We start from the raw sequence: 26508 nt of genomic DNA, 5'->3' as shown, positions 1-26508 counted from the left end.
TTTCTCCACTAGAACCTGAACCGATTGTAGATGCACCAAAGTCGATCGAACTTTCTCCACTAGAACCTGAACCGATTGTAGATGCACCAAAGTCGATCGAACTTTCTCCACTAGAACCTGAACCGATTGTAGATGCACCAAAGTCGATCGAACTTTCTCCACTAGAACCTGAACCGATTGTAGATGCACCAAAGTCGATCGAACTTTCTCCACTAGAACCTGAACCGATTGTAGATGCACCAAAGTCGATCGAACTTTCTCCACTAGAACCTGAACCGATTTTAGATGCACCAAAGTCGATCGAACTTTCTCCACTAGAACCTGAACCGATTGTAGATGCACCAAAGTCGATCGAACGTTCTCAACCAGAATCCCAACCAGTTGTAAAAAATCGGCCAATTAAAAAAAAGCCACAACCGAGTAGCGATTCTCCGCCCGAACAGCCACCTGTTACCAAAAAGCGACCAATAGAAAGAAAAAAACAGGATAGCGACAGCAGTGAAACACCACCCGCAGGCGACTCAGAATGAACCAATTACCAATGCCCAATTACCCATTCCCAATTCCTAAATGTTAGTAATGATTAGTAATATTGTCGCAATTTACCGCAAAGAACTACAAAGCTATTTTGCATCGCCATTAGCCTATGCCATCGCAGCAGTCTTTTGGCTAATCACCGGCTACTTTTTAATAGCCATCCTCCTCGCCCCCGACGGGTTAATTCCCCAAATCGGCCAGCGAGACCAAATGGGAATTACCGAACCTCCCATCGACGTAGCCTACGAATTCCTGCAACTCTTCCTGCGAATCATGGGTTCCCTTTCCTTGTTCGTACTACCCGTACTCTCAATGGGACTTTACGCAGAAGAACGCAAACGTGGAACCTTAGAACTATTAGCCACATCGCCCTTAACAAACTGGGCAGTTGCTACCGGCAAACTCCTGGGAGTTTTAACATTTTATACCACAATGTTGCTGCCCCTGCTGTTCTGCGAGGCGATCGCCCTCAGTTCCTCAACCCCACCCGTACCCCCCGGAGTTCTTCTGCTAGGACACGGCGGCTTAATCTTACTAGCAGCAGGAGTATTGTCCCTCGGAATGTTTATTTCCTCCCTCACCGACAGCACAATTTTATCAGCCATCCTCACCTTCACTCTAGTATTATTTCTCTGGGTGATCGATGCAGTCGCCGTCAGTATCGGTGGCCCCTTCGGAACAGCATTAGGACATTTGTCGCTCCTAACAAATTACACCAATCTTGTCAAGGGAGTTTTCGATACCAGCAGTTTAATTATGTTTGCCAGTTACATCATTTTAGGAGTATTTCTGACCGCCCAATCCATCGATGCCTTGCGATATCAGCGTTCTTAAAAACACTAGACAAGGCAGAGACAGAGAAGGTTATTTTTGCCAAAGTAAAGAGAAGTAAAGAGCAAAGGGAAGGTTATTTTTCCCTGTTAATCATTCTACAAAATACCTCAAACAATGAGATTTATCAATCCCAAAATCGACTTTGCGTTCAAAAAAATATTCGGTTCCAGCGACAGCAAAGACATCCTGATTAATTTTTTAAACGCCATCCTTTATGAAGCACAGCCGGTCATCGAAGACTTAGAAATAATCGAATCCCAACCAGAACCTCAAACTCTCGCAACCCAAGACACACACCTAGATGTCAAAGCCACAATTAACGGCGGCAGAATCGCCCTAGTTGAAATTCAACTGATCAACGTGCCTTCCTTTGGGAACAGAGTTTTGTACAACGCTGCCAAAAGCTACAGCCAACAATTAACAGGAAAAGAGCGCTACGAAAGACTAAAAACAGTAATTTCCTTAAAAATTGCCGACTTTGAAATGTTTGAAAATCAGCCGGAATTTATGTCACGGTTTGTTTTCAAAGAAAAAGAGCAACAGTTTGAGTGTCCAGATACTCAAATAGAATTAGTATTTATCGAACTGCCAAAATTTAGCAAGGAATTAGCAGAATTAGAAACAACGGCAGATCAATGGATTTACTTTCTCGAAAAGACCAGCACTCTGGAGACAGTACCAGAAACACTCAGTGCAGTTCCCGAAATTCAGAAAGCTTTTAGAATTGCCAGCGAGGCAAACTTCACTCAGGAAGAATTAAATGAATTGCAGAAGCAAGAACTGTGGATTCAAGACCAGCAGATTGCCATAGATGTAGCAAGAGAACAGGTGACAAAAGCCGCTCAACTCTCGTTAATATTGCGTCAGCTAGTGAAGCGATTAGGCACAATACAACCGGAAACTGAAAACAGCATCCGTCAATTAGGTATACAGGAATTAGAAGAACTAGGAGATGCCGTGATCGATTTCAACAAGCCATCCGATTTAACAGCATGGTTGCAGGCTAATGCGATATAGAATAACATCCTTCAACCATAATTTTGTCACTCAATATTTACATTATGAAAATTAGGAAAACAAATTGGAAATACGTTTTTTTGCTGGGCCCCCTCCTCATCGCAGCGGGTGTAACAGCAGCACTTGTATCTGGAGTATGGGACCCGCTGACAGTCGGTTTAGTTATTGCCGGAGCAGTGACGATCGCCCTTTGGCTGCTATATTTGAGTTACGAACAAAGCTTTTGGGGGCAGCGTTCCACCCAAGCCAGCACCAACGCCCTGATTGCTACCCTCGCCGTCTTTGTGATACTCGGAGTAATTAACTTCATAGCCGTTCGCTATCCCGTCCGCATCGACTTAACCGAAAGCCAACAATTTACCCTTGCGCCGCAGACTCAACAAATACTGCGAAACCTGCAACAAACAGTCAAAGTTTGGGTATTTGACCCCATCCAAAATCCCCAAATTAAAGAATTGCTGCAAAGCTACAAACGCGAGGGAGGCGAAAAGTTCCAATTCGAGTTTGTTGACCCGCAGACCCAACCTGGAAAAGCGCGGGAATTTAGTATTACTAGCATCGGAGAAGTTTACCTGCAATCCGGCGACAGAAAACAGGTACTGCAAAAAGGTGGCACCGCTTTTGGTAGCGACCCAAATCAAGGTCTTTCAGAGATAAAACTTACCAATGGCTTAGAAGAAATCCTGAGCACTCGCGTTGCTAGAGTTTACTTTTTGCAAGGCAAAGGAGCCCGCCCGCTACAGGAAGGTCAAGGCGGAATTCAGCAAGCTGAAAAAGCTTTGAAAGATAAATACTACAACGTCCAAACCCTGAATTTGACCGAACGCAAAGAAGTGCCAGAAGATGCAGATGCTTTAATCGTTCCCGGCCAGGACAAACCGTTTTCCGATACAGAAATTAAAGCACTAAGAGCTTATCTCGATCGCGGCGGCAGTTTATTGTTAATGGTAGACCCGGCAATTGATACGGGATTGGGCAAATTGCTGGAAGAATGGGGCGTAAAACTAGACGCCCGTTTGGCCATCGATGCTTCGGGCACTGGTCAAAGATTTGGGCTGGGCCCCACGGTTCCCACAGTCAGGCGCTACGGCGAACATCCGATTACTCAAAGTTTTGGCAACGGCATTTCATTTTATCCGTTTGCGCGTGCTTTGGAAAACTCGCCAGTAGAAGGGATAGAGGCAAAACCGCTGATTTGGACGAGTCAGGAAAGTTGGGCGGAAAGCGATTTAACGACTAAGAAATTGGAGTTCGATCAGAAGACCGATAAACAAGGCCCGCTATTATTAGGTGTAGCTTTAGTTCGATCGACCACTGACAGCACTCCCTCAAAGCCCTCACCTTCACCAACACCTACTTCACCCTCGCCTTCACCCCAAGCATCACCGACAGATTCCCCATCGCCGATAGATTCACCCTCACCGACAATTTCCCCATCGCCGACAGATTCACCCTCACCGATAGATTCACCCTCACCGACAATTTCCCCATCGCCGACAGATTCACCATCGCCGACAGATTTACCATCGCCGATAGATTCACCATCGCCGACAGATTCACCCTCACCGATAGATTCACCCTCACCGACAATTTCCCCATCGCCGACAGATTCCCCATCGCCGACAGATTCACCATCGCCGACAACTTCGCCAACAGCTTCCCCAATCAGCTATTCGGTGATTGTCTCGCAAGAAGCAACGCCTCCAGCATTACCGACGACTTCGCCAACACCAGCAGCATCTCCCACAGCATCTCCCACAGCATCTCCCAGTCCAACCGCAACTCCTTCTGCGCCTTCAACTCCTAGAAAAACATCGCGAATGGTAGTAATTGGCACATCTCAATTTGTGACTAACGGTTGGTTTGACCAACAACTCAATAGCGACGTGTTTCTCAATTCAGTCAGTTGGTTGAGTAAACCAGACCAGCAAAGCTTTTCTATCAGTCCGAAAAAAGCTACTAACCGTCGCATTAACATGACGGCTATCCAAGTAGGATTGCTGGTTTTAGCTTGGCTAATTTGGCCTTTACTCGGACTGGGAATTGGGGGCGCTATCTGGTGGAAGAGAAGATAAGTTAGTTGACAGTTGACAGTTGTCAGTTGACAGTTGTCAGTTGTCAGTTGTTATTAATAACAGACTCCCCAATGCCCAATTCCCAATTCCCGATGCCCAATGCCCAATTCCCAATGCCCAATTCCCAGTTACTATGAAATTGCAGAAAAATACATTTGTATTGATAGCCGTCGCACTTAGCATGACTGGGTTGGTTGCTTTGTTCGAGATGCAAGTGGCTCCTAAACAGGAAGCTGCTAAGGAAGAACAACAGAAAATTTTTGCTTTTAACTCCGATCGCGTACAATTCTTTACAGTCAAAACTCCCGAAAAAATATTGACTTTTGAGCGAGTTTATGCTACAAAAGGAGGCAAGTCTAGCTGGGAAATGAAATTGCCAGTGCAAGCACACGCGAGTCAGGCATCGGTGGATTTTTTGCTAGACAGGCTGGCAACAGGAAAGAGCGATCGCACGATTAATACTACTGCTGCTCAACTGCCAGAATTCGGTCTAGACCAACCCCAAGCTACAGTCACAGTAAAACTGGACAACCAGGAAACTCACCGCCTAGTTTTAGGCAAAACAGACTTTAGCGGCCGCTTCTTGTACGCTCAAGCCAATCCGCCGGAAGCGCCCCCTCAAAATTCCGCCCAAAATTTGCCCGTGCTGCTAGTGCCTTTTGACTTTAAAAATGCCGTCCAACGACCTTTGTCAGAGTGGAAAAAAGCAGAAGCACCCAAAACAGAGAAACCGCAAAAACCCTCTCCCACGCCAAGTCCTGAGAATAAATAGATGACCGGTCGCTCCTCGATGTTGCACCATTGTCAATAAGCCTTTTATGAACAGGCTTTCCGGCCTGTTCCACAAAGAGTAAATTTTTTTGTGGAACAGGCCGGAAAGCCTGTTTCTGACCAAGAATTTTTTGATGGTACCCGCCACGTGATTTATCTCGCGCAAATCAATCCAAAATCTAAAATCTAAAATCCTTGCGTCCCCCGAATTGATCTCGCGCAAGTCAATCCAAAATCTAAAATCTAAAATCTAAAATCGAATGACGCCTGTTGCTGACAATGGTGCGCTCTGGGATAGAATTTAAAGAACAAATCCCAAAACCTGTTACATCCAACATTCCTCACCTAAAATACAGAAAAGTCTAAACTTAAACTGTATTTAAGTGGCGTGCATTACCCCCAGGAAAGGGCGAATATGTTTCAGACAGCACTCAACCAAGGTACGACAGCAACGGATACAGCGCTTGACGTTGAACTCCGCAAGGTCTTTAAGGTATTTAACGGCGAAACCGCAGTCCGCGGAGTTGACCTCAACATCCGCCAAGGAGAATTTTTTAGCATCCTCGGGCCCAGTGGCTGCGGCAAGACTACGACACTGCGCTTAATCGCTGGGTTCGAGACTCCCTCGGCGGGCGAATTGATGATTCGCGGCCAGTCGATGACCAACACTCCAGCTTACCGCCGTCCGGTAAATACTGTGTTTCAAAGCTATGCTTTGTTCGGACACATGAATGTCTGGGACAATATCGCTTTTGGATTGCGGATCAAAAAGCTGGGGAAAGCGGAAATTGAAGAACGGGTACGGGAAGTTTTGCAATTGGTGAAAATGGAATCTTTCGCCAACAGGTTTCCCGGTCAAATGTCGGGCGGCCAGCAGCAGCGGGTGGCTTTGGCGAGAGCTCTGGTAAATCGACCGGCGGTTTTGCTGTTGGACGAACCTCTGGGTGCTCTGGATTTGAAGTTGCGGAAGCAGATGCAGTTGGAACTGTCGAATTTGCATCAAGAATTGGGTTTGACTTTTGTGATGGTGACTCACGACCAAGAAGAGGCGATGAGTCTGTCTGACCGGATTGCGGTGATGCACGAGGGCAGGATTGAGCAAATTGGCTCTCCTGAAGAAATTTATGAGTGTCCGCAGACGGCTTTTGTGGCGGATTTTATTGGCGATACGAATTTGTTTGCGGGTACGGTAGAATCGATCGACCGATCGACTATCACAGTTCGCACATCCGCCAATCTGAAAATCATCGTTCAGCAATCGGATATGTGGAGTGGTGTCATCGGTGACTCTGTGAAGGTTAGCGTCCGACCCGAAAAAGTATATTTGAATCTCTACCAGCCGGAAGTTTCGGTCAACTGTTTTGAAGGGCGGCTCCAAAATATTATGTACATGGGTACTCACGTTCATTACGTGGTTGAGTTGTCGTCAGGCGATAAAATTACGGTGCGCCAGCCAAATACAGGCGGCTCTTTCCCAGACCCGCACACGCCGATTTATGCTTACTGGGGGACTACTGATTGTCTCGCTTTGGGCGATCGGGGATAATTAGTCAGTTGTCAGTTATTAGTTGTCAGTTGTTAGTTGTCAGTTGTTAATTCCAATAACAGATAACCAATAACAAATTACCAATCTTTGAATCTGTGCCTCCGACTAATCTACCAATTTCCAGGTTTTCCAGGGCTAATTCTACACGCCGTCAGTTCCTCAAAAATTCGGCGGCGACAATCTCCGGCTTGGCCCTTTCGAGTTGCGGCTGGCGGCTGGCCGACGTACAATCGGCCCCTCCCGTCAAGGGTAAGGCCGACCAACTTTTCATTTACACTTGGGAAGGTTATACCGATAAAGCTCTGCTCGATCGCTTTGCCGAAAAAACGGGCATTCGCGTCGTTGCAGACGTATTTAGCTCTAACGAGGAGATGTTGGCTAGAGTTCAAGCCGGCGGCGGCCGGGCCTACAGCATCATTAACCCGTCCGACTACATGGTGGTTCAGATGACGGAACTGGGGCTCTTGACTGAACTAGATCACTCGCTGTTGAGCGTGATCGACCGGCTAAAAAACCAGTTTCAAAATCCTGTTTACGACCCGGGAAACCGCTACAGCTTACCTTTGAGTTGGGGAACCACAGGCTTGATTTACAACAGCGAACAGCTCAAAGAAGCTCCGGTCGATTGGGACTATTTGTGGAAAAACAAACAGGAGTTGACAAGGCGAATGACGCTGGCTAACGACGTTCGAGAAGTGATGGGCGCGGCGCTGCGAATGCTGGGCTATTCTCTCAATTCTACGAACCCAGAGCAAGTCAAAAAAGCTTATGAAAAGTTAGTAGAATTAAAACCGGCGATCGCTTCTTTTACGACAGACGCTTGGCGGCCGCAAATGCTGACTGGGGATTTGAAAGTAGCAATGTGTTATTCTTCTGATGCCAACGAAGTAATTGCCGATAACGATAAATTGCGCTATGTCGTACCAAAAAGCGGTTCTTCCCTATGGACTGATACTTTTGTAATTCCTAAAGGAGCTCCCAATCCCGAAGCAGCTTACCAATGGATTAATTTTATGCTGCAAGGCGATGTAGCTGCTTCTGTAGTAGAACGGCTCAGTTATGCAACTCCTTCGGAAGAAGCTTTTAGTTTATTGACCCCGGAAGTGCGAGAAAACGAGATTCTTTTCCCTTCTGAAGCTACTTTGAAAAACTGCGAAGGCGTGGCTCCGGTGGGCAAGTTTGCAGAAGTTTACGATCGCTATTGGACTAAATTAACCAGCGGCTGATCTTATTTTTGCCAGACATTTCACATACATTTGATTTACTGTGGGGCGGATTTACAAAAATATTTATTTGAGCCGTAGATTTATGGTAAAATCCGCCCCTACATTAGATTTTTTCGGTTTACCGTGGGGTGGGGGCGGGTTTAGGAGACGATCGATTTTAGGCGATTATTGTTGGTGAACCCGCCCCTACAAATCAAAAATCAAAAGTCAAAAGTCAAAAGTCAAAACTCAAAACAATTATTTATGGCTGTTTCAACTCAAGCTCCCCCTCCTCTTCCTCCGAGTTCTTCGTCGAAGGGTGAAACTGTTTCTCCTTGGTCGTCGTGGGCCGGGCCGCTGGCGTTGCTGGGCCCTTCTGGCTTGTTCCTGCTTTTATTATTAGTCATACCAACTATAGTGATTTTCCAACTTAGTTTGGTACCGAATATTAAGCCGGGGGATTTGGTGATTCCTTCGGGAATTGGCAATTACCTGCGAGTGTTTGAGCCGCTGAATTTACAGGTGATGGGTCGATCGCTCTTTTTCGCAACGGGGACTACTATTCTGTGTTTGCTGCTGGGATTTCCCGTCGCTTACTGGATCGCCCTCAATGTCTCGAAAAAGTGGCGGAATTTAACTTTGTTAGGCTTTGTGTTGCCGCTGTGGACTTCTTCGCTGTTGCGATCGTATGCTTGGATTACAATTCTGCGTCCTACGGGGGTTCTCAACTCGCTGCTGGCACTTGTAGGCATTCCTCCTCTAGAATTGCTTAATCAAAGCTCCGCAGTTTTAATCGGCATGGCTTACAGTTATTTGCCTTATATCGTGACAATTCTCTACGCTTCTTTGGAAAAGTTAGACCGCAGGTTGCTAGAAGCATCTCAGGATTTGGGTGCGAACCCAGTGGAAACTTTCTGGAAAGTGACAGTACCTCAGACGATGCCCGGAATTGCTGCGGGTTCTTTGCTAGTATTTATTAGCTGTTTGGGCGATTTTGTCGATCCAGAGTTGCTCGGTGGAGCTTCGAGCATGACGGCGGCTCGTTTAATTTACAATCAATTTTTGGGGGCGACTCAAAATTGGGGTCTGGGTTCGGCTCTGAGTATGGTATTAATCTTTGCAGTGAGTATCGGAATTGCCCTTTTGCTCAAATATGGCGATCGTAATGCAATTTAAAGAAGTCATTAGTCAGTAGTTATTAGTCATTAGTTATTGGTTACTGGTTATTGGTAGCTACTCACAAATAACAACTGACAACAACCGATTACCAATTACCAATTACCAATTAATTACCAATTACCGATTACCGAGAAATGGAAAATACCCCCGAAAATACACAGGAGGACATACAAGCCGATATGTACTTAAAACCTAAATTTAAGGTTTCTTGGCAGGTAATATTTGCCGTTGTGATGTTTTTTTATATGTACCTGCCCATCCTGGTACTCACCTTTTACAGCTTTAACAAATCGCGTTTTAGCGCCGGCTGGGAAGGATTTACCTTAGATTGGTACGTTAAATTATTTAGCGATACGCGGATTTTAATTGCCCTGAGAAACAGTTTAACAGTGGCTGTTTGTGCAGTGGCAATCTCGGCGGTACTCGGCACTTTGATGGCGGTTGGTTTAGCCCGCTACCGCTTTCCAGGCAAGAGTTTATATCAGGGAGTCTCCTACTTGCCGATTATTATTCCAGATATTGCTACCGCAGTTGCTACTCTGGTATTTTTAGCAGCGCTGGCGATTCCTCTGAGTTTGTGGACGATTGTCGCCGCTCACGTTGTGTTTTGTCTGGCTTACATCGCCCTAGCTGTTTCTACTAGATTGGCCGATTTAAACCCGTATTTAGAAGAGGCTGCCTTGGATTTGGGTGCAACGCCTGTTGAAGCTTTTATTAAAGTTTTGCTCCCTCAATTAATACCCGGAATTGTTTCGGGTTGTCTCCTGTCTTTTGTCCTCAGCATGGACGATTTTTTGATTGCGAGTTTTACCGCAGGTAGCGGGACTACAACTCTGCCGATGGAAATTTTTAGCCGGATTCGGACTGGGGTGAAACCTGATATTAATGCTCTCAGCGTGCTGTTGATAGTAGGTTCGGGAGGATTGGCGTTTTTAGCGGAATATTTGCGCGGCCGGGGCGAGCAAAAACGGGCTAATTAGTCATAGGTTATTAGTAACCAAAAAACCCGGTTTCTTAAAGGAACCGGGTTTCTGAAGCGGTAAGGTGCGAAGTACCCACCCTACATTGGTTCTGCGTCTAGGACAGAATTGCTGCTATTTTGCTGCTGGTAATTTCACTTTAGTAGCCAAACCTAGTGCTTCCAAAACTTGAATTGTCATCCAAGTGAAGTCAATCTCCCACCATTCCATCCCGTGACGCGCAGAGTATTGATAAGCATGGTGGTTGTTGTGCCAGCCTTCGCCGTAAGTCAGGACAGCCACCCACCAACAGTTAGTAGAACTATCCTTTGTTTCGTAAGTGCGATAGCCAAATTTGTGAGTGGCGCTGTTAACAAACCAGGTGCAGTGATAAACGAAAACTAAGCGGACAAAAATTACCCAAACTACAAAGGGCCAGCCGGCTGCTAAGTAAAGCAACACGCCAAAGGCGATTTGAATTGGCAGAAAGTAATTTTGCAAAAACTGGTAAAAGGGGTCGCTCGAAATGTCTTTTGTGCAGCGGGGAATTTCAGCGTGAGCTGGACCTTTATATAGCATCCAGCCGAGGTGACTCCACCAAAAACCCTTTTGGGCATTGTGAGGGTCGAGCGCATTTTGGTCAGAGTGGGTGTGGTGCAATCGGTGCAGCCCAACCCAATCAATTATTCCTCCTTGACAGGCAAGGGCTCCGCAAAATGCTAGAAAGTATTCTACGAATTTTGGTGTCTGAAAACTGCGGTGGGTGAGCAGGCGATGCCATCCGAGAGTTATTCCCAAACCGCCGGTTATCCAGTGCATGAATACTGTTAAACCAACTGCTGTCCAATTGAAGTTACTGGGTAGCAGTGCGAACAAAGCGCCGATATGAAGTCCTGCTAAACTAATAACGTGCTTCCAATTGTATTGGAGTTTTTCTTGCGTTGCAATTGTCATTCTCTTTTTGATTTCTGATGAGATGCCGAGCTAGATTCACGCATAATAGTTGGGATTGAGCAGTGAACTTTTTTGCTGCACACTTGCCCAAACTAATAAAGAATCAATGATAGATTTGGGATTAGGATTGAAAAAAATTTACGGTTGTATAGCAATCCTAAATGATTCAGATAAATTGGTAGGGGTAGTGCTAAGAGTGCCTACCCCCTATCTATCGGGCAACCGGGCGTGGGATTACCCCTACAATAATTATGCAAATGATTTAGGATTGCTATATTCTGAAAATAAAAACTTTGGCTGCTAAACAAAATTTTTTGTTCCCAATTATATTATAACTGATTCGGGTTTGGGTTGGGTCGATCGCACCAGGGGATTCGATCTCTGTTCAACCCAACCTATACCGATCGCAAAAACAGGATTAGCCATTGGTCACAAGCTATTAGTCCAGAACTGATGAGCGACAACCAATGACTAATTGCCGATCGCTATTTTTCTGCTAATTTCACTTTGGTTGCCAAACCCAGCGATTGCAGCAATTGAATTGTCATCCAGGTGAAGTCGATTTCCCACCATTGGAGACCGTGGCGAGCCGAGTATTGAAAGGCGTGGTGGTTGTTGTGCCAGCCTTCGCCGTAGGTGAGCAGAGCCACCCACCAGCAGTTGGTCGAGCGATCGCCCGATTCGTAGGTGCGGTAGCCGAATTTGTGGGTAGCGCTGTTAACCAGCCAAGTGCAGTGGAACACCACCACGATCCGCAGAAACACGCCCCAAACCACGAAAGACCAGCCGCCTAATAAATAAAGCAACACACCGAAGACGACTTGGATGGGGATAAAATATGCTTGGAGAAACTTGTATACTGGGTCGTCGCCGATGTCTTTAGTAAAGCGGGGGATTTCCACTCTGATCGGGAGATCCGAGAGCATCCAACCCATGTGGCTCCACCAGAAGCCTTGATTGGAATCGTGGGGATCTGTTTCGGTGTCGGAATGTATGTGGTGTAACCGGTGCATTCCTACCCAGTCGATCGGGCCACCTTCACAGGAAAGGGTACCGCAAATAACTAGAAAATACTCTAGCCATTTGGGTGTTTGAAAACTGCGGTGGGTGACGAGGCGGTGATATCCGAGAGTAATTCCTAAACCACCTGTTACCCAATGCAGGAAGACTGCTAGCCCGACCGCAGACCAGCTAAAATTACCCGGCAGCAAAGCAAATAAAGCACCGATGTGCAGAAAGGCCATAAAGCCTACGACAGGCCAATCAGGAGAAGTTTTTTTGGAAGTTGCAATCGTCATGAATATATTATGTTTACAAACTAGGGGCCGCATCTACGCCATAATGAACAGCGCGCACGCAAAGGGTGAGCGAGGTATAGATGAATAGCGTTTCACGGCTACAGGAAGCAGAACAGGCACTCTTTCAGATTTTTTCTGGTATTGACACTACAGTCAAGCAAAATCTTCAACGAGTCTTAAAAGCTTTTCGCAGCCACCGGGTTGGAGTCCACCATTTTGCAGGGGTTACGGGTTACGGCCACGATGATTTGGGTCGGGAGACTTTGGACGGGGTGTTTGCCGAAGTGGTAGGGGCCCAGGCTGCGGCTGTCCGGGTACAGTTTGTTTCGGGTACTCACGCGATCGCCTGTGCTCTTTTTGGCATCCTGCGTCCTGGTGACGAAATGTTGGCAGTGGCTGGTTCTCCCTACGATACTTTAGAAGAAGTGATCGGCTTGCGCGGGCAAGGTCAAGGTTCACTGCTTGAGTTTGGCATTAGTTACCGTGAGTTGCCTCTAACTCGCGAAGGAAGTTTGGATTGGCAGGCATTGAGCTCTACTATTTCAGCAAAGACTCGCCTGGTTTTTATCCAGCGCTCTTGCGGCTATTCTTGGCGGTCGAGTTTGTCTATTTCTGAGATCGAAAAAATCGTCGCCATAGTCAAACATCAGAATCCTAACACAATTTGCTTTGTTGATAATTGTTACGGGGAGTTTGTTGATGATTGCGAACCTACTGCTGTGGGTGCGGATCTGATGGCTGGTTCTTTAATCAAAAATCCGGGGGGTACGATCGTCCCTGCTGGAGGTTACGTCGCCGGCAGGGCGGATTTGGTGGAGGCGGCAACTTGTCGCTTGACGGCACCGGGAATCGGCAGCAGCGGCGGCGCAACTTTTGATTTGAATCGGTTGCTGTTTCAGGGTTTGTTTATGGCTCCCGGTTGTGTGGGCGAGGCGATGAAGGGCAATCATTTGACGGCTTATGTTTTTTATAAGTTGGGTTATCGAGTGAATCCTATGCCTTTGGCTAGAAGACGAGATGTGATTCAGGCGATCGAATTCGGTTCTGCTGATAAGTTAATTGCTTTTTGTCGGGCTGTTCAGCAAAATTCCCCCGTCGGTTCCTATTTAGATCCGGTGCCGGCTCCGATGCACGGGTATGAAAGTCAGTTAGTGATGGCTGGGGGTACTTTTATTGATGGGAGTACGTCGGAGTTTTCGGCTGACGGGCCTCTGCGGGAGCCTTACGTGGCTTTTTGTCAGGGGGGGACTCATTGGACTCATGTATCGATCGCTCTTGAGGATGCGATCGAGGCTGTTGGCCCCGCTAATTAGGGCGCGGGCGCACTTCCGTTGATGATGGTGCGCCCTATTGAGGTCGATCGGCGAGATTTGTCACTAATCGACCGTCTTCCATGTAGATAATTCGATCGGCAATATCGAGAATGCGGTTATCGTGCGTTACTAGCAAAATCGTGCAGCCTTGTTCTTTTGCTAGTTTTTGCATAATTTCTACGACATCTCGCCCGGATTTTTTGTCCAAAGCGGCGGTTGGTTCGTCCGCTAAAACTATTTTAGGGTGGCTAACTAACGCGCGGGCGATCGCAACTCTTTGTTTTTGCCCTCCCGACAAATTTTCGGGGTAATAATTAGCCCGCTCTCCCAAACCCACTGCTTCTAACATAGCTATTGACAAAGCATCCATATTCTGATTTAACATTTCTGTGTGCAGTTCCAAAGACATTCGCACGTTTTGCTTGGCTGTCAAGAATGTCATCAAGTTATGTGCTTGAAAAATATAGCCAATTTGCTTTCTGAGTTTAGTTAACTGAGTTTTGCTAGCTCCGTGTATTTCTTGCCCAAGAATTTTGAGACTGCCTTCTTGAGCCGAACGCAGCCCGCCTAACATTGTCAATAAAGTTGTTTTGCCGGAACCAGAGGGCCCCGTCATAATGACTATTTCTCCGGGGTTGATGTCGAGATTTATGTCAAATAAGGCTTGTTTTTTGAGAGAGCCTTGACCGAAGTAATGGTTGAGGTTTTGGACTGAAATTACTGGTTCGGTTGCGGTAGTTGAGTTAGCGGGAAAATTTAGGGTTTGCATAATGATTTTTGGGAGTTTTTTTGACCGATGCAGGCAGATTGACCCTGATGAAGGCAGATTAGAAGATGTCTGCGGGGTCGGCTGATTGGAGTTTGCGGAGGGCGAGGGCGCCGGAACCGGTACACATCACGATCGTCAAACTTAACACTACAACCGCTCGATTTGTGGTCATCGCAATTGGCAGTAAAGTGGCAGATTGTGCTAGCGAATACAGTCCGTTGGCTAAAACAATTCCCGGCATAAAACCTAATACAGCTAATAGCAGAGCTTCCTGAATTAAGACTCCGACTAAATAGCGATCGCTATATCCCATTGCTTTTAAAGTCGCATATTCCGCTAAGTGATCGGAAACGTCCGAGTAAAGAATTTGGTAAACAATAATCAGACCAACAACAAATCCGATAATTGTACCGAATCCGAAAATAAAGCCGATCGGAGTAGCATTTGCCCAATAAGCTTTTTCAATTTCTGCAAATTCTGCTAGGGTTAAAACTTTGACATCATCGGGCAATATAGCTTTGAGCATTGACTGGGTTTTTTTGATATCGGCATCGGGTTGTAGGTTGATTAAGCCGACATCAACTTGATCTGGTGTGCGATCGGGAAATAAGTTCATGAATGTAGAATCGCTGGCAATGACATTGCCGTCAGCCACGAAGGAAGTACCGAGAGTAAAGACTCCTCCTACTTGAATATTGCGTTTATTGAGTTCTGTTTCGAGGGTAGATTCTTTGTGAAAAATATTGGCAATCTCGCCGTATTCAGGTCGAGAAGATTGGTCAAACAACACATGATTAAACATTTGAATTTGAGGCAAGTTTTGATTGACATCAGGCAAATTAAATGTTATGTTTCCGGGGTCGATTCCAAAAATTAAAATCGATCGAGTAGTCCTGGTTGTGGGATTTCGCCACTCTCCCATACCAATATATAAGGAAGTGACGGATTTTACTCCTTCTACTCCTTGTGCTTGGTAAAGTCGCTCTCGATTGAAGTCTTTTACCGCAGCAAAAGTTTCAAATTGAGGATTGATTAAAACTAAATCTGTCTGTAAACTTTGGTGCGGCTTAACGGCAGAATCAAATAGTGCATCTTGAAACCCCAGTTGCACAAAAATCAGAATATCTGCAAAGGCAATTCCTGCTATAGCAACAGCGAGGCGGGTTTTTTCTCTAGTTACTTGCAACCATGCAAGGGGTGTTTTGCGAAACATAAATTGTGGGAATTGGGAATTAGGAATTGGGAATTTATTGTTGGTTATTTAAAGCTGTTTCTTCTAGTTTGCGTTGCCGCATTAGGAGAAACAAAGGCAAACCCAGGGAAACACCAACCAGTAAAGTGGCAATATAAATCCACAAGTTTTTCATTTTCAGACGCGAACCTTCGCTAAATACAAAAAACAAAAAAACCACGGCAGAGACGATTACATCCATACCAAAAAAGCCGGATATTTGATTGGCAAACAATTGTCCGAAGAAAGCGTTAATATTCAACCCTTTTTCTAAGAGAAACGGGACAAACTGGGAATACGGTAAAGCAGTGCCCAGAATACAGAGAACTAAGTATGCAATTTGAAGCATTGGGAAACCTCCAGGTTGTTAATTTTAAATCGCTATATTTTCGAGTTTACTCAGCATTACTGAGCGCTTTAATATCAGATTGCATAATTAAGTTAATGTTGCGAGAAATCTTGTCAATTTCCCAATCCCACCACCGAATTTCTAATAGTTGTGCAACTTCAGTATCGCTGAAACGCTGTCTGATTGAATGTGCGGGGTTTCCACCCACAACGGTGTAAGCGGGAACATCTTTTACTACAACTGTTTTGGCGGCCACGATTGCACCGTCGCCGATTTTGACTCCCGGCATAATCACCGATTCATAGCCGATCCAAACGTCATTGCCGATCACAGTATCGCCTTTACTTGGCAGTTCGATTAATAGATTCATGGCTGTTTCCCAACCATTCCCAAAGATGGGAAAAGGATAGGTAGAAATGCCGTCTAATTTGTGATTTGCACCGTTCATAATGAATTTGACGTTAGTGGCGATCGCACAAAATTTACCAATAATTAATTTGTCACTGCCGTAATTGTAAAGTACATTTTTCTCAAAGTTTTCTGGGTCGATTGGATCGTCATAATATGAGTAATCGCCGACGATAATATTGGGGGATTTTATGAAGTTTTTGATAAAGCAAACCCTGCGCTGGTCTGCCATCGGATAAGGTCGGTTCGGGTCGGGGCCAAATTCTGCCATAACTTTCAATTCTCCAAGGTTTTTAGTAAAGACTTTAGTTTTGTTTAATTGCTACTTGTACCTGCAAATTGGTCAATCCCGCAACTTGTTTGCTATCTTCAGGATTCAGGTGAATTTTTACCTCTACTACTCGGCTATCCAAGTTTTCTCCTGGTTGGTTACTAAACACATTTTGTTTACTTACTTTTAACCCAATCTCTTTGACAGTTCCCTGCAACTCTCCTGAGAATGCTTGGCTAATAACCGCTGCTTTTTGTCCTAGCTTAATTTTGCTGATGTCGGTTTGATAAATTTCCGCAACGACTACCATTTGGTCAGTTTTTCCTAAGTCTGCAATGCCGTCATCGCTAATTTTTTCACCGGCACGAGTATGAATTTTCAGGATTTTTCCAGCATTTGGCGCGCGGATGGAAGCTTGATTTAACTCGGTTTGGGCGCGCTTCACTTGGGCGATCGCACTTTCGATCTCAGCTTCGGCTGCTTGCACGTCCACGGGGCGCACTTCGGCTATTTTGTCAAGAGTTGATTTCGCTTCTTCTAGTTGTTCGATGCCACTTTCTTGAATGCGTTTGAGTGTTGATTGAGCTTCTTTAAGCTGCTGGATTGATGTACTGTTAATGCGAGTTAGGTTTGCTTCTGCTTCGTTAATTTGCTGTTTGGCTGTATTGTTAATGCGATCGAGGTTTGCTTGCGCTTCTTCAAGTTGCTGCTTTGCCGTATTATTAATTCGGCTGAGATTAGCTTGTGCTTCTTTAATTTGCTGGCGACTTGTTTCTAATGCCAGCCGCTTAGTATCTCTTACGGATTGAGAAATTGCACCTTCACCCGCGAGTTGCTGATGTCGGGAATCTTCAGCTTTAGCATTATTAAACTCGGCTTGCAATTTGTCGATCGCTGCTATTTGTGCAGTTTTTTCTCCTTGCCATTGTGCCGCTATTCGGCTAATTATTGCCTGTTGTGCTTTCCTCTCCCCTTGCCACTGGGCCGTGATTCGGCTGAGAGTTGCTTGCTGTGCGGTTCTGTCGCCTTGCCATTGTGCTTGCAGGCGATCGACTGTTGCTTGTTGTGCAGTTTTGTTGCCTTGCAGTTCCGCTTCTAGCTTGCCAATTGTGGCAGATTGTGCGGCAAGTTCTCCCGACTTTGCACCAGCTTTTACTTGTGCTAAACGGGCTCGAGCAACTTTGACTTTCTCTTGAGTTTCATCTAAAACAGATTGCAGCCGATCGCGCGCATCCAAAATCGCGATTAGTTGCCCTGCTTTGACTTGATCGCCCTCTTTGACTAAAAGCTGGGAAATGCGATCGCCATCTAAACTCTGCGATACTCCCAAGCGAACCACTTCTCCTTGCGGTTCCAATCTTCCTAATGCCGTTATTTTCCTCGGTGGTGGTATTTCCGCACGCAAAGGTTCAGTATTTTTAGCCAACGGTGCCAACTGAGAAATCCCGTAAAAAGCTGTACCGCTGGTAATGATGCTGGCAGCAATTGCCATTCCGATGACTAATCTATTTTTAGGTTCTATCCAAGATTGAAAATTCATACTTGTCCTCTACTTGCAGCTATTTTTGTCTAAATAAGCGAGCAACATCTCTTTTAATAAAGTCCATTGTTCTGCAACAGATATTCTTTCACCTTGATAAAACCTTCTTACCAGCAAACCGTCACCATAACAGATGATAAATCTAGCGATTGCTGGATCGGAGATACCTAAGTAGCAACTGACTGCCTCTTCGTAACGCTTTCCCGATTCCTGAAGTGCTTGATTGCTGTCAATCTCTTGACGAGTTTTTTGTTGGCAAAACTCAAATGTCATTAACAGACTTTTCAGGATGTAATCTTCATTTTTGCTGAAGTAATCCATCAGTTTTTCAACTTTTTCGGCTAAAGTTGGCGGATTTCCCAGTTCGGCAATTGCTTCTTCTTTTGTATCTTCATAGCTCAAGTATTCAATTAACTGCTCGAACAAACTTTCTTTACTCGGGAAGTAGTGATAAAGGGTTCCTGTAGAAACTCCGATTTCTGACCCAATTTCCCGCATAGTTACTGATGAGTAACCTTTTTCGGCAAATATGTCAAAGCATTTGTTTAGTAGTTCTTTACGGTATCGATCGCGGTCAACTATTTTTGGCATGGGTGAATAGATTTTAGATTTTAGATTATCTAAAGTCTAAAATTTATTGGTCTGATAATTCTATATCGAACGTGCGATATAGTATCAATCACTACAAAATTGATTTTTTGGGTCAGCGGGCAGGATTGATATATATCGAACAGTCGTTATATTTAATAGAACACAGAGTAGTAGAGTTTGTCAAGGGCTAGGGAAGAATTTTTTGGCCGATCGCCCTGCAAGAAATGAGCCAAAATGGTAAAAGACAACATCCATCCGCGTTCTGAAGGGGTTAAAAACCCCAAATTAATATTAAAGAAGCGATCGCAGTGAGATAATTTATGAGAGTACGAACCTACGAAATCGGTGATACCCAACAAATTGTAAAACTGTTTTACGACACGGTACACGAAGTAAACATCCGCGATTACACACAAGCACAAGTAGATGCTTGGGCTCCAGCCGATATCGATATCGAAAGTTGGACTAAAAGTTTAAGCAGTAAATTTACTTTCGTAGCAGAAGAGGGTGAGAAAATTGCAGGTTTTGGGGAATTAGAAGCAAGCGGCCATATCGATTGCTTTTTCTGTCATCAACATTTTCAAAGGCAAGGAGTTGGCAGGCTAATTTTAAAACAAATTGAGTCAAAAGCCCAAGACTTAGGAATTAACAAGTTATTTACCGAAGCCAGCATTACAGCTCGACCTTTTTTTGAAAGCCAGGGATTTATTGTGATTAGAAAACAAGAAGTAGAATGCAGAGGACAAAAATTAATCAACTTTGTCATGGAAAAAAATATATAAACAACGAGTTGTGTAAAATTAGATCGAAGAGTTTTACTCAGGAGTTGCGATGGTGACGGAAGCTACAAATGTGCTGGGCGGAAAGTTAGAGACTTGCTGCACTTCGCCAATGACAGGATATTATCGGGACGGCAAATGCAATACAGGTGGTGGCGACTTTGGGGCTCACACTGTTTGTGCTCAACTGACAGAAGAGTTTTTGCAATTCACTAAATCGAATGGAAATGATTTGAGCACTCCGGTTCCCGAATTTAACTTTCCCGGTTTGAAGCCTGGGGATTGCTGGTGTTTGTGCGCTTCTCGGTGGAAGGAAGCAATGGATGCAGGAGTTGCGCCGCCTGTGGTTTTGGCTGCGACTCACGCCTTGACTTTGGAATACGTTTCTTTGGATGAATTGAAGCAGCACGCTGCTGATTTGTAGGAGGATGTTGGTGTGCGATCGCTTTTAGTCAATAAGGGCGATCGGGTTTTTCTGATGAATTGCAAATTTATCCTTCGTAACCGAAATATTTAAGTGCGATCGAAAGTCACTGTAAAGTTTTATGGTTGAGCTTCTGGTTCCCACTTACAGATAGACTCTGGTTTGAGAGGGCAAGTTTTGGGGGCGATCGGATTTCCGCTGAGTTGTAACCAAGTCAGGTTAGTTAAGGATTGCAATGGTTTGATGTCATTGATTTGATTGTTTTCGAGATTGATCGCAGCCAGTTTAGTCAAAGATAGCAATGGTTTGATGTCGCTGATTTTATTATTGTTGAGGTCTAACCAAGTCAGTTTAGTCAAGGATGCTAGCGGTTTGATGTCAATAATTTGATTGTTGCTGATGTCTAACCAAGTCAGGTTAGTCCAAGATGCCAGCGGTTTGATGTCGCTGATTTGATTGTTGTTGAGTTGCAGAGTAGTCAGGTTAGTCAAGGATGCTAGCGGTTTGATGTCGCTGATTTGATTGTTGCCGACGGAGAGTGTAATCAGGTTAGGCAAAGATGCTAGCGGTTTGATGTCACTGATTTGATTGTTACTAATATGGAGTGTAATCAGGTTAGTCAAAGATTCTAAAGGTTTGATGTCGCTGATTTGAGCGTCAATGAGGAAGAGTGCGGTGAAACTCGAAAGTTTCTGATTAGCCACATCGCACTCTCTAGTCCCTGCTTCCTTCAACAGCATCTCAACAGTATGTTTAGCTTCTGGAGTCAAAGAATCTTTTTCGCGACACCATTCAGCAAATGTTTTGTTTCCCGATCGCGTTTCTGCAGCCTTCGCCGACACTCCATTTCCAGATAATGCTAGAAGCCCACAACCAGTAAGTGCGATCGACCTTGGTAAATTGATATATTTCTGTGCCACTATAAGTGTCATAATCTTATATATCTAATTGAAAGTTAAAGCCATCTTGCACCACAAACACAACCAAGAATTGATTCAGTCCTTTTCAAAGGACTTAAGCTTTGAGGCAGAGGTTTCAACCCCTGCCGGACTGAAGGAAAGAGGGCAATATCATGTCCCTGCAAAATACCTCTTAAAAACTCTCCGAATCACCTCACTCAGGCAACTTATACTGTCCCACAATCCGCTTAGCATATTCCGGCACATGAGCCTCTAATTTCTCAGGATAATTCCGCTTCACGTACAGATAATTGCGAGTGAAATGAGAATCAATCGAAAAACGGGCATATTCCAAACCCTTCGGCCCAATTCTCTCAATAAACACGCCCATTAACTTCGCCGCCCACATCGGCAAAGTCACTCCTTTTTCATAAGCCGGAATGCTTTGCTGAACCGCTTCTTTTCGGTTTCCCTTAGACATCACCGGCTGAGTATTTAACTGATCCGTTACCAAATCTAACATCTCTTGCCCGGTGTCATTTCGCACCACAATCCACTGCCAGCCAAAAGGTGCGCCCATGTAGCCGACAACTAAATCTGCTAAAGAATTCACATAATCAAAACAGCTCAAACAAGAAGGAGCAAAAACATCTTTCAATTCCTTAGTATTCAAGCCAAAAAACGGCACTTTTTCTTCCGAACCATCTTCGTGTTTGAAGTGAACGTTAAAGTCTTGCATAAACTCGTAAGAAACCACCGTTTCAGGAGAACGGCTAGTCGTGTCTAGGAATTTCTGCAAGCCTGCACGGCTGACATTATCAACGCAGGGAGTTCCCAAAACGTAGAGCTTTTCTAAACCGAGTTTTTTCTCGACTGTTCGCAAGGCTTGAATTTGACAGCCGACACCAATTACTAACAGCCGCTTCATCCCCGATTTTTCGATTTGTTCTAATACTGAAAGATTGGGAGAGAGTGTTGGTTTGTTGACTTTTGCTGCCAGAATTTCTTCGCGATTTCTAGCAATTATCGGCATCGGTTGAAAGCGGTCTTCTTTTGTATTTTGGACGCAAACAACGCCTTCTACAATTCCTTTTTCGAGCATTTCAATGGCAATTGTGCTGACGATTCCCGTCCATTGAGCACCCTCAATTGGTTCTTTTTTACGAGCCGCCATCATGTTTTGACTGACTCCGAAATACCAATCGTCGGGATTGTCGAGATTGCGCGATCGCCCGTGAATCTCTGCTTCTAATTCTGCAATATGCTGTGTTAAGAAAGCACAAGATTCCTTGACATAATGGATGTAATATGTATCGCACAAACCGCACTCGCTGCACAGTTCTTTAGCGGGGCGGCGGCTACCCGGTTTGAGGGCTTTGGATTTTTGGTGTTTAGTAGAATCTGTTGCGGTCATCTAAATTACTTATTTTATGCAGATATGGCTTTTGTTAGGATATCACAGCAATTTCCCTTGATTTACCTCCTTTATTCTTTCTTTCATTCCCCGCAGGCGGACGCAAGGTTGTGCGGGAGCAAATTCGGTTCGCCCGAAATTGGCGGTTTTCAAAACTTAAAAAATATTAGTCAGGACTTACCTAGCTGGCGCTAGAAACCCGGTTTCTTCCTGAACACCTCACTGTTAAACCTAAGATTTAGGGTAAAAACCGGGTTTCTTTGTGTAGTTTGGGTAAAAAAATTCGGTTTCAGATCATCGCAGTGCGTCGAGGAGTCTTTGTGTAAGTCCTATTAGTATCAATCCGGATCGAGGGGGCGATCGCGCGAATACATTGCCAAATAAAGCTATAAAAAAATGGTAAAAATGTTTGTGACAACAGCCGTCGCTGGCATCATGATGAATCTCGCAATTTCGAGCTTAGGATTTGCTGCTTTAGTTCGTCCTGTTCCCGCTATGAATCAAACTGTTGTGACTCTAGAAAGAATGCTCAGCGCGACACAAAAGCCGGCGGCGCTGAACTATTCGCGCCTGGGGATTGGCGGCGTTCGGTTGGGGATGGCTGTAGAAGAGGCAAAACGTAAGTTGGGAAAACCGCAGCGCGACGAAACTAAACCTGCTGGGCCTGGCATCGGTGGCAAGATTCGCACGCTAACTTACTCAGGATTGACGGTAGCAGCATGGGAGGGCAAAGTTTATTTAGTTTCTACTACCAATCCCAAGTTTCTGACAATGGATGGTGTGAAGCTAGGAGATAACAGCCAAAAAGTCGTTAAAACTTACGGTTACGGGTCGCAATCTGTTAAAAGTGGAGTGACTCGCTTGACTTACAGCAATGACCAAAAGGCTTCTAATTTGATTGTGGAAATTAAGGGCGATCGCGTGCAAAAAATTATTGTGAGCACACAGCTAAACTGAAATATTAAATAACAGTGCAAAAGTCCCGGTTCACAAGTTTGTAGTAAGGACTTTATTCCTTATTTATGAGGATTTTTAGCTCTTCGGTGAGTTGACAGGAGGGCTTTTTCCTCATGTACGCGCGTGCGTAGCTATCCCGTAGGGAATCGCCCGCGTCTCCTTAATCCTCTTCATCCTCATCCGACAATTTTGTCATTTCCTCAGCAATTAGTGTCTGAAAATCCTCTCCGCAGTGCACGTTCAGATGGATTGCAGAGAGGAAGGAACTCTGCTATAATTTCAGCTTTTTGTCGATCGCTCAAATCAGGTAACTGAAGCTGATAGATTAAAGCAATCACATTTTGACACTCCGTACCCAATTCATCAATTAACGTTCTCAGTGTAGAATTAGTTACAGAAATTGTCCGATCGCTAACTTGCATATTGACTTATGTTGTTTTGGAATAATTAAACCGCAGAGAGCGCAGAGGGCACAGAGGAAGAGAAGAGAGAGATGAATAATTCCGATCTCAACGGATTTGATATTACCCATAAAAAAAGTAGAGGTGCGATCGATCGCACCTCTACAATAATTCTAAATAAGGTGCACCGAGTGCACCCTACCAATTAGCGGTTCTGGGGAACAGGAGCACTCGGTGCTCCAGAAAAAGTCGTCTCACCAGTCTTAGCCCGCTTTTTGATCAAGATAGGCTTGACGCTGTTTTCTCCACCAATCGGGGGATCTTCTTGTTGAGCGTAATCAGCGCCCATCCAAGCAGGACGGCTTTGATCGAAAGCCATTTGCAAAGCAGCAGCGGCGATCGCGTGGGAGTCGTACTCCTCGGATAACTGAGACACCAGAGGCAAGAAAGATGCCATCCGTTCGCCAGCCAAAGCTTCGCGAACTTTACCCTGCATCTTTTCCAACTGACGTGCTTCAATTTGCGCCCGTGTCGGAATGTTTCGCACTGTCAAGCTCGATCGCACGTGGCGTTCAATCAAACGCAGTTTGCGGCGATCGACCGGTTGAATCAGCGTAATCGCCGTTCCTTCGCGACCAGCCCGGCCCGTGCGTCCGATCCGGTGAACGTAGCTTTCCACACTGTCGGGCAAATCGTAGTTAATCACGTGAGTCAAGTGATCCACGTCCAAACCCCGCGCCGCAATATCAGTCGCCACTACCCAGCGCACCTGACATTGGCGGAACCGATGCAACAAACGTTCCCGTTGTGCCTGATTCAAATTACCGTGATACTCATCAACGCTGTGACCTGCTGCTTGCAGTTGGCTGGTGAGTTCTGCTGCCGACTGCCGAGTCCGCACAAAAATCAGTGCAGATTCCGGGTCTTCCATTTCTAGGATTGGCTGTAGGGCTCTTGCCTTCGACCAGCCGCGGGGAATCATGTACACACCTTGGCTGATGCGCTTTGGCGTTGCTTTTGGCTGTTCTACGGTGACGTTGACTGGGTTACGCAAATGCCGCGCCACCAATTTCCGAATGGAAGGTTCCATCGTCGCCGAGAAAAATGCCGTTTGACGTTCTTTTGGTGCAGCATCCAAGATTTTTTCCACATCTTGGATAAAGCCCATGCTCAGCATTTCGTCAGCTTCATCCAAAACCAGCCATTGTACCTTGTCTAGTTTCAGGCTGCCGCGGCTGAGCATATCCAATATGCGTCCGGGTGTACCGACAACGACGTGCACGCCGCGCTTCAAACGCTGCATTTGACGATCGATCGATTGACCGCCGTACACTGTCAGAACTTGCAGAGAGCGACCCACTTTTACCGGGCCGTCGCTGCTGATGCCGCTCAAATCACGGATGGCTTCAGTTACTTGCATCGCCAATTCGCGAGTCGGCGTCAGCACCAGTGCTTGCACCGCAGTCACATCTAAATCAATCCGCTCCAAGATGGGCAACGAGAATGCTGCCGTTTTGCCTGTCCCTGTTTGGGCTTGACCCACAACGTCGCGACCTGCTAACAGGTGCGGAATTGCTTGTACTTGGATGGGAGTAGGTTCTGTAAAGCCTAGTGTTTCCAGATGGAGAACGAGTTCTTCCGAAAGACCTAAGCCTTCAAACAATAAATTCATTAATGCTCCTAATAACGAGTCTTAGCCTTCTAAGTTGCCCAACTCGGATGCGGATTTCTGCTCGGCGGCAGGAACTCATAAGAGTTCTTTATGGTGCTGCGCCTGCGCGCACCTTCTTAAATAGCAATCGAGTATAGGGCAGCTCCGTCGATGGTGACTAAATTTACCAATTCGACAGCCGTCTTTGATTTTGTGACATCACCGATACCAACCGCCAGGGGTCGGGTTATAGGCTTCCAACATTCTTAAAACAGGACATTGGACTTCCTTTGAGGTACTTGCAAGCTTTCCCTCTTAGGCATTTTATAGTGAGGATCATGACCAGCCCCACTTCACTACATAGTAGTAGTAACAGGTTGTTTGGTTCAGGCGCTATCCCGCAATCCGTCGCCTGCGGGATTGAGCAGGGGATGGGGCGACCGTCAGTCGATTTTAGATTTTAGATTTTAGATTTTAGATTGACTCCACAGATGAATCAGGGAGCTTTAACTTTCTTCTAAAATTTTTATCTCTCCACGACTTAAGCCGGAGGCTTGTATTCCTTTTTGGGCTACCGTTACCGCCTATCCATCTCAACACTCTTTCGGGATACCGTTGTGGTGTAAGGCGGACGGCGAAGCAATCTCAAATTATCCCCGCTTATTTCTGGCTTGTTATCATCATAACTCTTTACATTCAGAAACAAAACATTAAATTCGTTAAAATTCTCCGATCGTTCTGTAGAGATTACCGCACCCCTAGGGGGAGGGTCGATTGCCAGATAGGGGCTAAAAAAGTTTAGAACCCTTTGATACCTATCTTTGCACAATATTGTACAAACCGTTACTTTTGCTGCACAATCCGCTAATCATTTTTGGCTGGTGTCTGGTTTTTGTTCGCCTCACCGTCTCAGGCGACAGTTCCAGCAACACTTACACTTGACCTCGCCCAGCAGCGGATACAGTCCCACGTCAACTCATGAGGGTCGATCCCACCATTTTAGACAAAAGATCGAGCTCCCAGATCAGTCTGTGCAGTCAATCTAAAATCTAAAATCTAAAATCTAAAATCGACTTGACCCCGCCCAGCACCGGATACAGTGCCACGTCAACTCATGAGGGTCGATCCCACCATTT

24 protein-coding genes and 1 pseudogene are annotated in these 26508 nt (G+C 45.5%); 13 read left to right on the top strand and 12 right to left on the bottom strand.

Translation table 11 applies throughout. The features are described from left to right. The 9 genes and pseudogenes from QUB51_RS11340 to QUB51_RS11300 all read left to right on the top strand — a co-directional run. A pseudogene (locus QUB51_RS11340) lies at nt 1–530 on the top strand (ATP-binding cassette domain-containing protein); the annotation flags it as partial. A 40-nt stretch (nt 531–570) separates the two neighbouring features. Then, entirely contained in the window at nt 571–1371 is an 801-nt protein-coding gene (locus QUB51_RS11335) for an ABC transporter permease (protein ID WP_333052732.1), read from the top strand. Nucleotides 1372–1485: 114 nt separating this feature from the next. Beyond that, nucleotides 1486–2388, top strand: a complete 903-nt coding sequence (locus QUB51_RS11330) for an Rpn family recombination-promoting nuclease/putative transposase (protein WP_333052731.1) — start codon at nt 1486–1488, stop codon at nt 2386–2388. A gap of 44 nt (nt 2389–2432) precedes the next feature. Next, entirely contained in the window at nt 2433–4463 is a 2031-nt protein-coding gene (locus QUB51_RS11325; protein WP_333052730.1) for a Gldg family protein, read from the top strand. A 40-nt stretch (nt 4464–4503) separates the two neighbouring features. Continuing rightward, the gene (locus QUB51_RS11320; RefSeq protein WP_333052729.1) at nt 4504–5235 is read left to right on the top strand and encodes a DUF4340 domain-containing protein; all 732 of its coding nucleotides are present in this window, start codon (nt 4504–4506) and stop codon (nt 5233–5235) included. A gap of 414 nt (nt 5236–5649) precedes the next feature. Beyond that, nucleotides 5650–6780, top strand: a complete 1131-nt coding sequence (locus QUB51_RS11315; protein WP_333261365.1) for an ABC transporter ATP-binding protein — start codon at nt 5650–5652, stop codon at nt 6778–6780. Between the two features lie 95 nt (nt 6781–6875). After that, nucleotides 6876–8006, top strand: a complete 1131-nt coding sequence (locus QUB51_RS11310; RefSeq protein WP_333261361.1) for an extracellular solute-binding protein — start codon at nt 6876–6878, stop codon at nt 8004–8006. Between the two features lie 243 nt (nt 8007–8249). Continuing rightward, the gene (locus QUB51_RS11305; protein ID WP_333261358.1) at nt 8250–9161 is read left to right on the top strand and encodes an ABC transporter permease; all 912 of its coding nucleotides are present in this window, start codon (nt 8250–8252) and stop codon (nt 9159–9161) included. 137 nt (nt 9162–9298) lie between these two features. After that, nucleotides 9299–10144: an ABC transporter permease gene (locus QUB51_RS11300; protein ID WP_333210517.1), complete on the top strand. Its 846-nt coding sequence runs from the start codon at nt 9299–9301 to the stop codon at nt 10142–10144. A 114-nt stretch (nt 10145–10258) separates the two neighbouring features. Here the strand turns inward: QUB51_RS11300 and QUB51_RS11295 are convergent, their stop codons facing one another. Continuing rightward, a complete protein-coding gene (locus QUB51_RS11295; protein ID WP_333052724.1) occupies nt 10259–11077 on the bottom strand; it encodes a fatty acid desaturase in 819 nt (272 codons plus the stop codon). 485 nt (nt 11078–11562) lie between these two features. Then, nucleotides 11563–12375, bottom strand: coding sequence for an acyl-CoA desaturase (locus QUB51_RS11290; protein ID WP_333052723.1), 813 nt, complete (start codon nt 12373–12375; stop codon nt 11563–11565). A gap of 80 nt (nt 12376–12455) precedes the next feature. Here QUB51_RS11290 and QUB51_RS11285 point away from each other — a divergent pair, with 80 nt between their 5' ends. Continuing rightward, entirely contained in the window at nt 12456–13688 is a 1233-nt protein-coding gene (locus QUB51_RS11285; protein ID WP_333261354.1) for a methionine gamma-lyase family protein, read from the top strand. Nucleotides 13689–13722: 34 nt separating this feature from the next. Here QUB51_RS11285 and QUB51_RS11280 read toward each other — a convergent pair whose 3' ends face one another. From QUB51_RS11280 to QUB51_RS11255, 6 genes are read right to left on the bottom strand one after another with little or no spacing between them, the layout of a single operon-like run. Beyond that, nucleotides 13723–14457, bottom strand: a complete 735-nt coding sequence (locus QUB51_RS11280) for a DevA family ABC transporter ATP-binding protein (protein ID WP_333233985.1) — start codon at nt 14455–14457, stop codon at nt 13723–13725. A 58-nt stretch (nt 14458–14515) separates the two neighbouring features. Continuing rightward, the gene (gene devC / locus QUB51_RS11275; protein ID WP_333233986.1) at nt 14516–15670 is read right to left on the bottom strand and encodes an ABC transporter permease DevC; all 1155 of its coding nucleotides are present in this window, start codon (nt 15668–15670) and stop codon (nt 14516–14518) included. A 34-nt stretch (nt 15671–15704) separates the two neighbouring features. After that, entirely contained in the window at nt 15705–16037 is a 333-nt protein-coding gene (locus QUB51_RS11270) for a DUF2834 domain-containing protein (RefSeq protein ID WP_333233987.1), read from the bottom strand. Between the two features lie 46 nt (nt 16038–16083). Next, on the bottom strand, nt 16084–16716 hold the full coding sequence (locus QUB51_RS11265) for a Vat family streptogramin A O-acetyltransferase (protein WP_333233988.1): 633 nt from the start codon (nt 16714–16716) through the stop codon (nt 16084–16086). A gap of 34 nt (nt 16717–16750) precedes the next feature. Then, nucleotides 16751–18256: an HlyD family efflux transporter periplasmic adaptor subunit gene (locus tag QUB51_RS11260; protein WP_333261351.1), complete on the bottom strand. Its 1506-nt coding sequence runs from the start codon at nt 18254–18256 to the stop codon at nt 16751–16753. Between the two features lie 9 nt (nt 18257–18265). After that, a complete protein-coding gene (locus QUB51_RS11255; RefSeq protein ID WP_333210500.1) occupies nt 18266–18847 on the bottom strand; it encodes a TetR/AcrR family transcriptional regulator in 582 nt (193 codons plus the stop codon). A gap of 320 nt (nt 18848–19167) precedes the next feature. On the opposite strand from QUB51_RS11255, the gene QUB51_RS11250 reads away from it, so the two are divergent. Beyond that, nucleotides 19168–19629 (top strand): GNAT family N-acetyltransferase, encoded by a 462-nt coding sequence (locus QUB51_RS11250; protein WP_333210498.1) that lies wholly within the window; start codon nt 19168–19170, stop codon nt 19627–19629. A gap of 49 nt (nt 19630–19678) precedes the next feature. Next, nucleotides 19679–20050, top strand: coding sequence for a DUF2237 domain-containing protein (locus QUB51_RS11245; protein ID WP_333041417.1), 372 nt, complete (start codon nt 19679–19681; stop codon nt 20048–20050). Nucleotides 20051–20169: 119 nt separating this feature from the next. Here QUB51_RS11245 and QUB51_RS11240 read toward each other — a convergent pair whose 3' ends face one another. Further along, the gene (locus QUB51_RS11240; RefSeq protein WP_333261348.1) at nt 20170–20982 is read right to left on the bottom strand and encodes a leucine-rich repeat domain-containing protein; all 813 of its coding nucleotides are present in this window, start codon (nt 20980–20982) and stop codon (nt 20170–20172) included. Nucleotides 20983–21163: 181 nt separating this feature from the next. Beyond that, the gene (locus tag QUB51_RS11235; RefSeq protein WP_333147617.1) at nt 21164–22363 is read right to left on the bottom strand and encodes a Coenzyme F420 hydrogenase/dehydrogenase, beta subunit C-terminal domain; all 1200 of its coding nucleotides are present in this window, start codon (nt 22361–22363) and stop codon (nt 21164–21166) included. Nucleotides 22364–22774: 411 nt separating this feature from the next. On the opposite strand from QUB51_RS11235, the gene QUB51_RS11230 reads away from it, so the two are divergent. Then, nucleotides 22775–23320, top strand: coding sequence for a hypothetical protein (locus tag QUB51_RS11230; RefSeq protein WP_333233994.1), 546 nt, complete (start codon nt 22775–22777; stop codon nt 23318–23320). Between the two features lie 200 nt (nt 23321–23520). Here the strand turns inward: QUB51_RS11230 and QUB51_RS11225 are convergent, their stop codons facing one another. Beyond that, nucleotides 23521–23742: a hypothetical protein gene (locus QUB51_RS11225; RefSeq protein WP_333210490.1), complete on the bottom strand. Its 222-nt coding sequence runs from the start codon at nt 23740–23742 to the stop codon at nt 23521–23523. Between the two features lie 184 nt (nt 23743–23926). Next, entirely contained in the window at nt 23927–25393 is a 1467-nt protein-coding gene (locus tag QUB51_RS11220; protein WP_333052713.1) for a DEAD/DEAH box helicase, read from the bottom strand. Nucleotides 25394–26508: the final 1115 nt, after the last annotated feature.

This window comes from Microcoleus sp. AT8-A3 (assembly GCF_036705675.1).
Taxonomy (GTDB): domain Bacteria; phylum Cyanobacteriota; class Cyanobacteriia; order Cyanobacteriales; family Microcoleaceae; genus Microcoleus.
The sequence above is the reverse complement of the archived record's forward strand: the minus strand, read 5'-3'. Positions and strand labels throughout refer to the sequence as shown.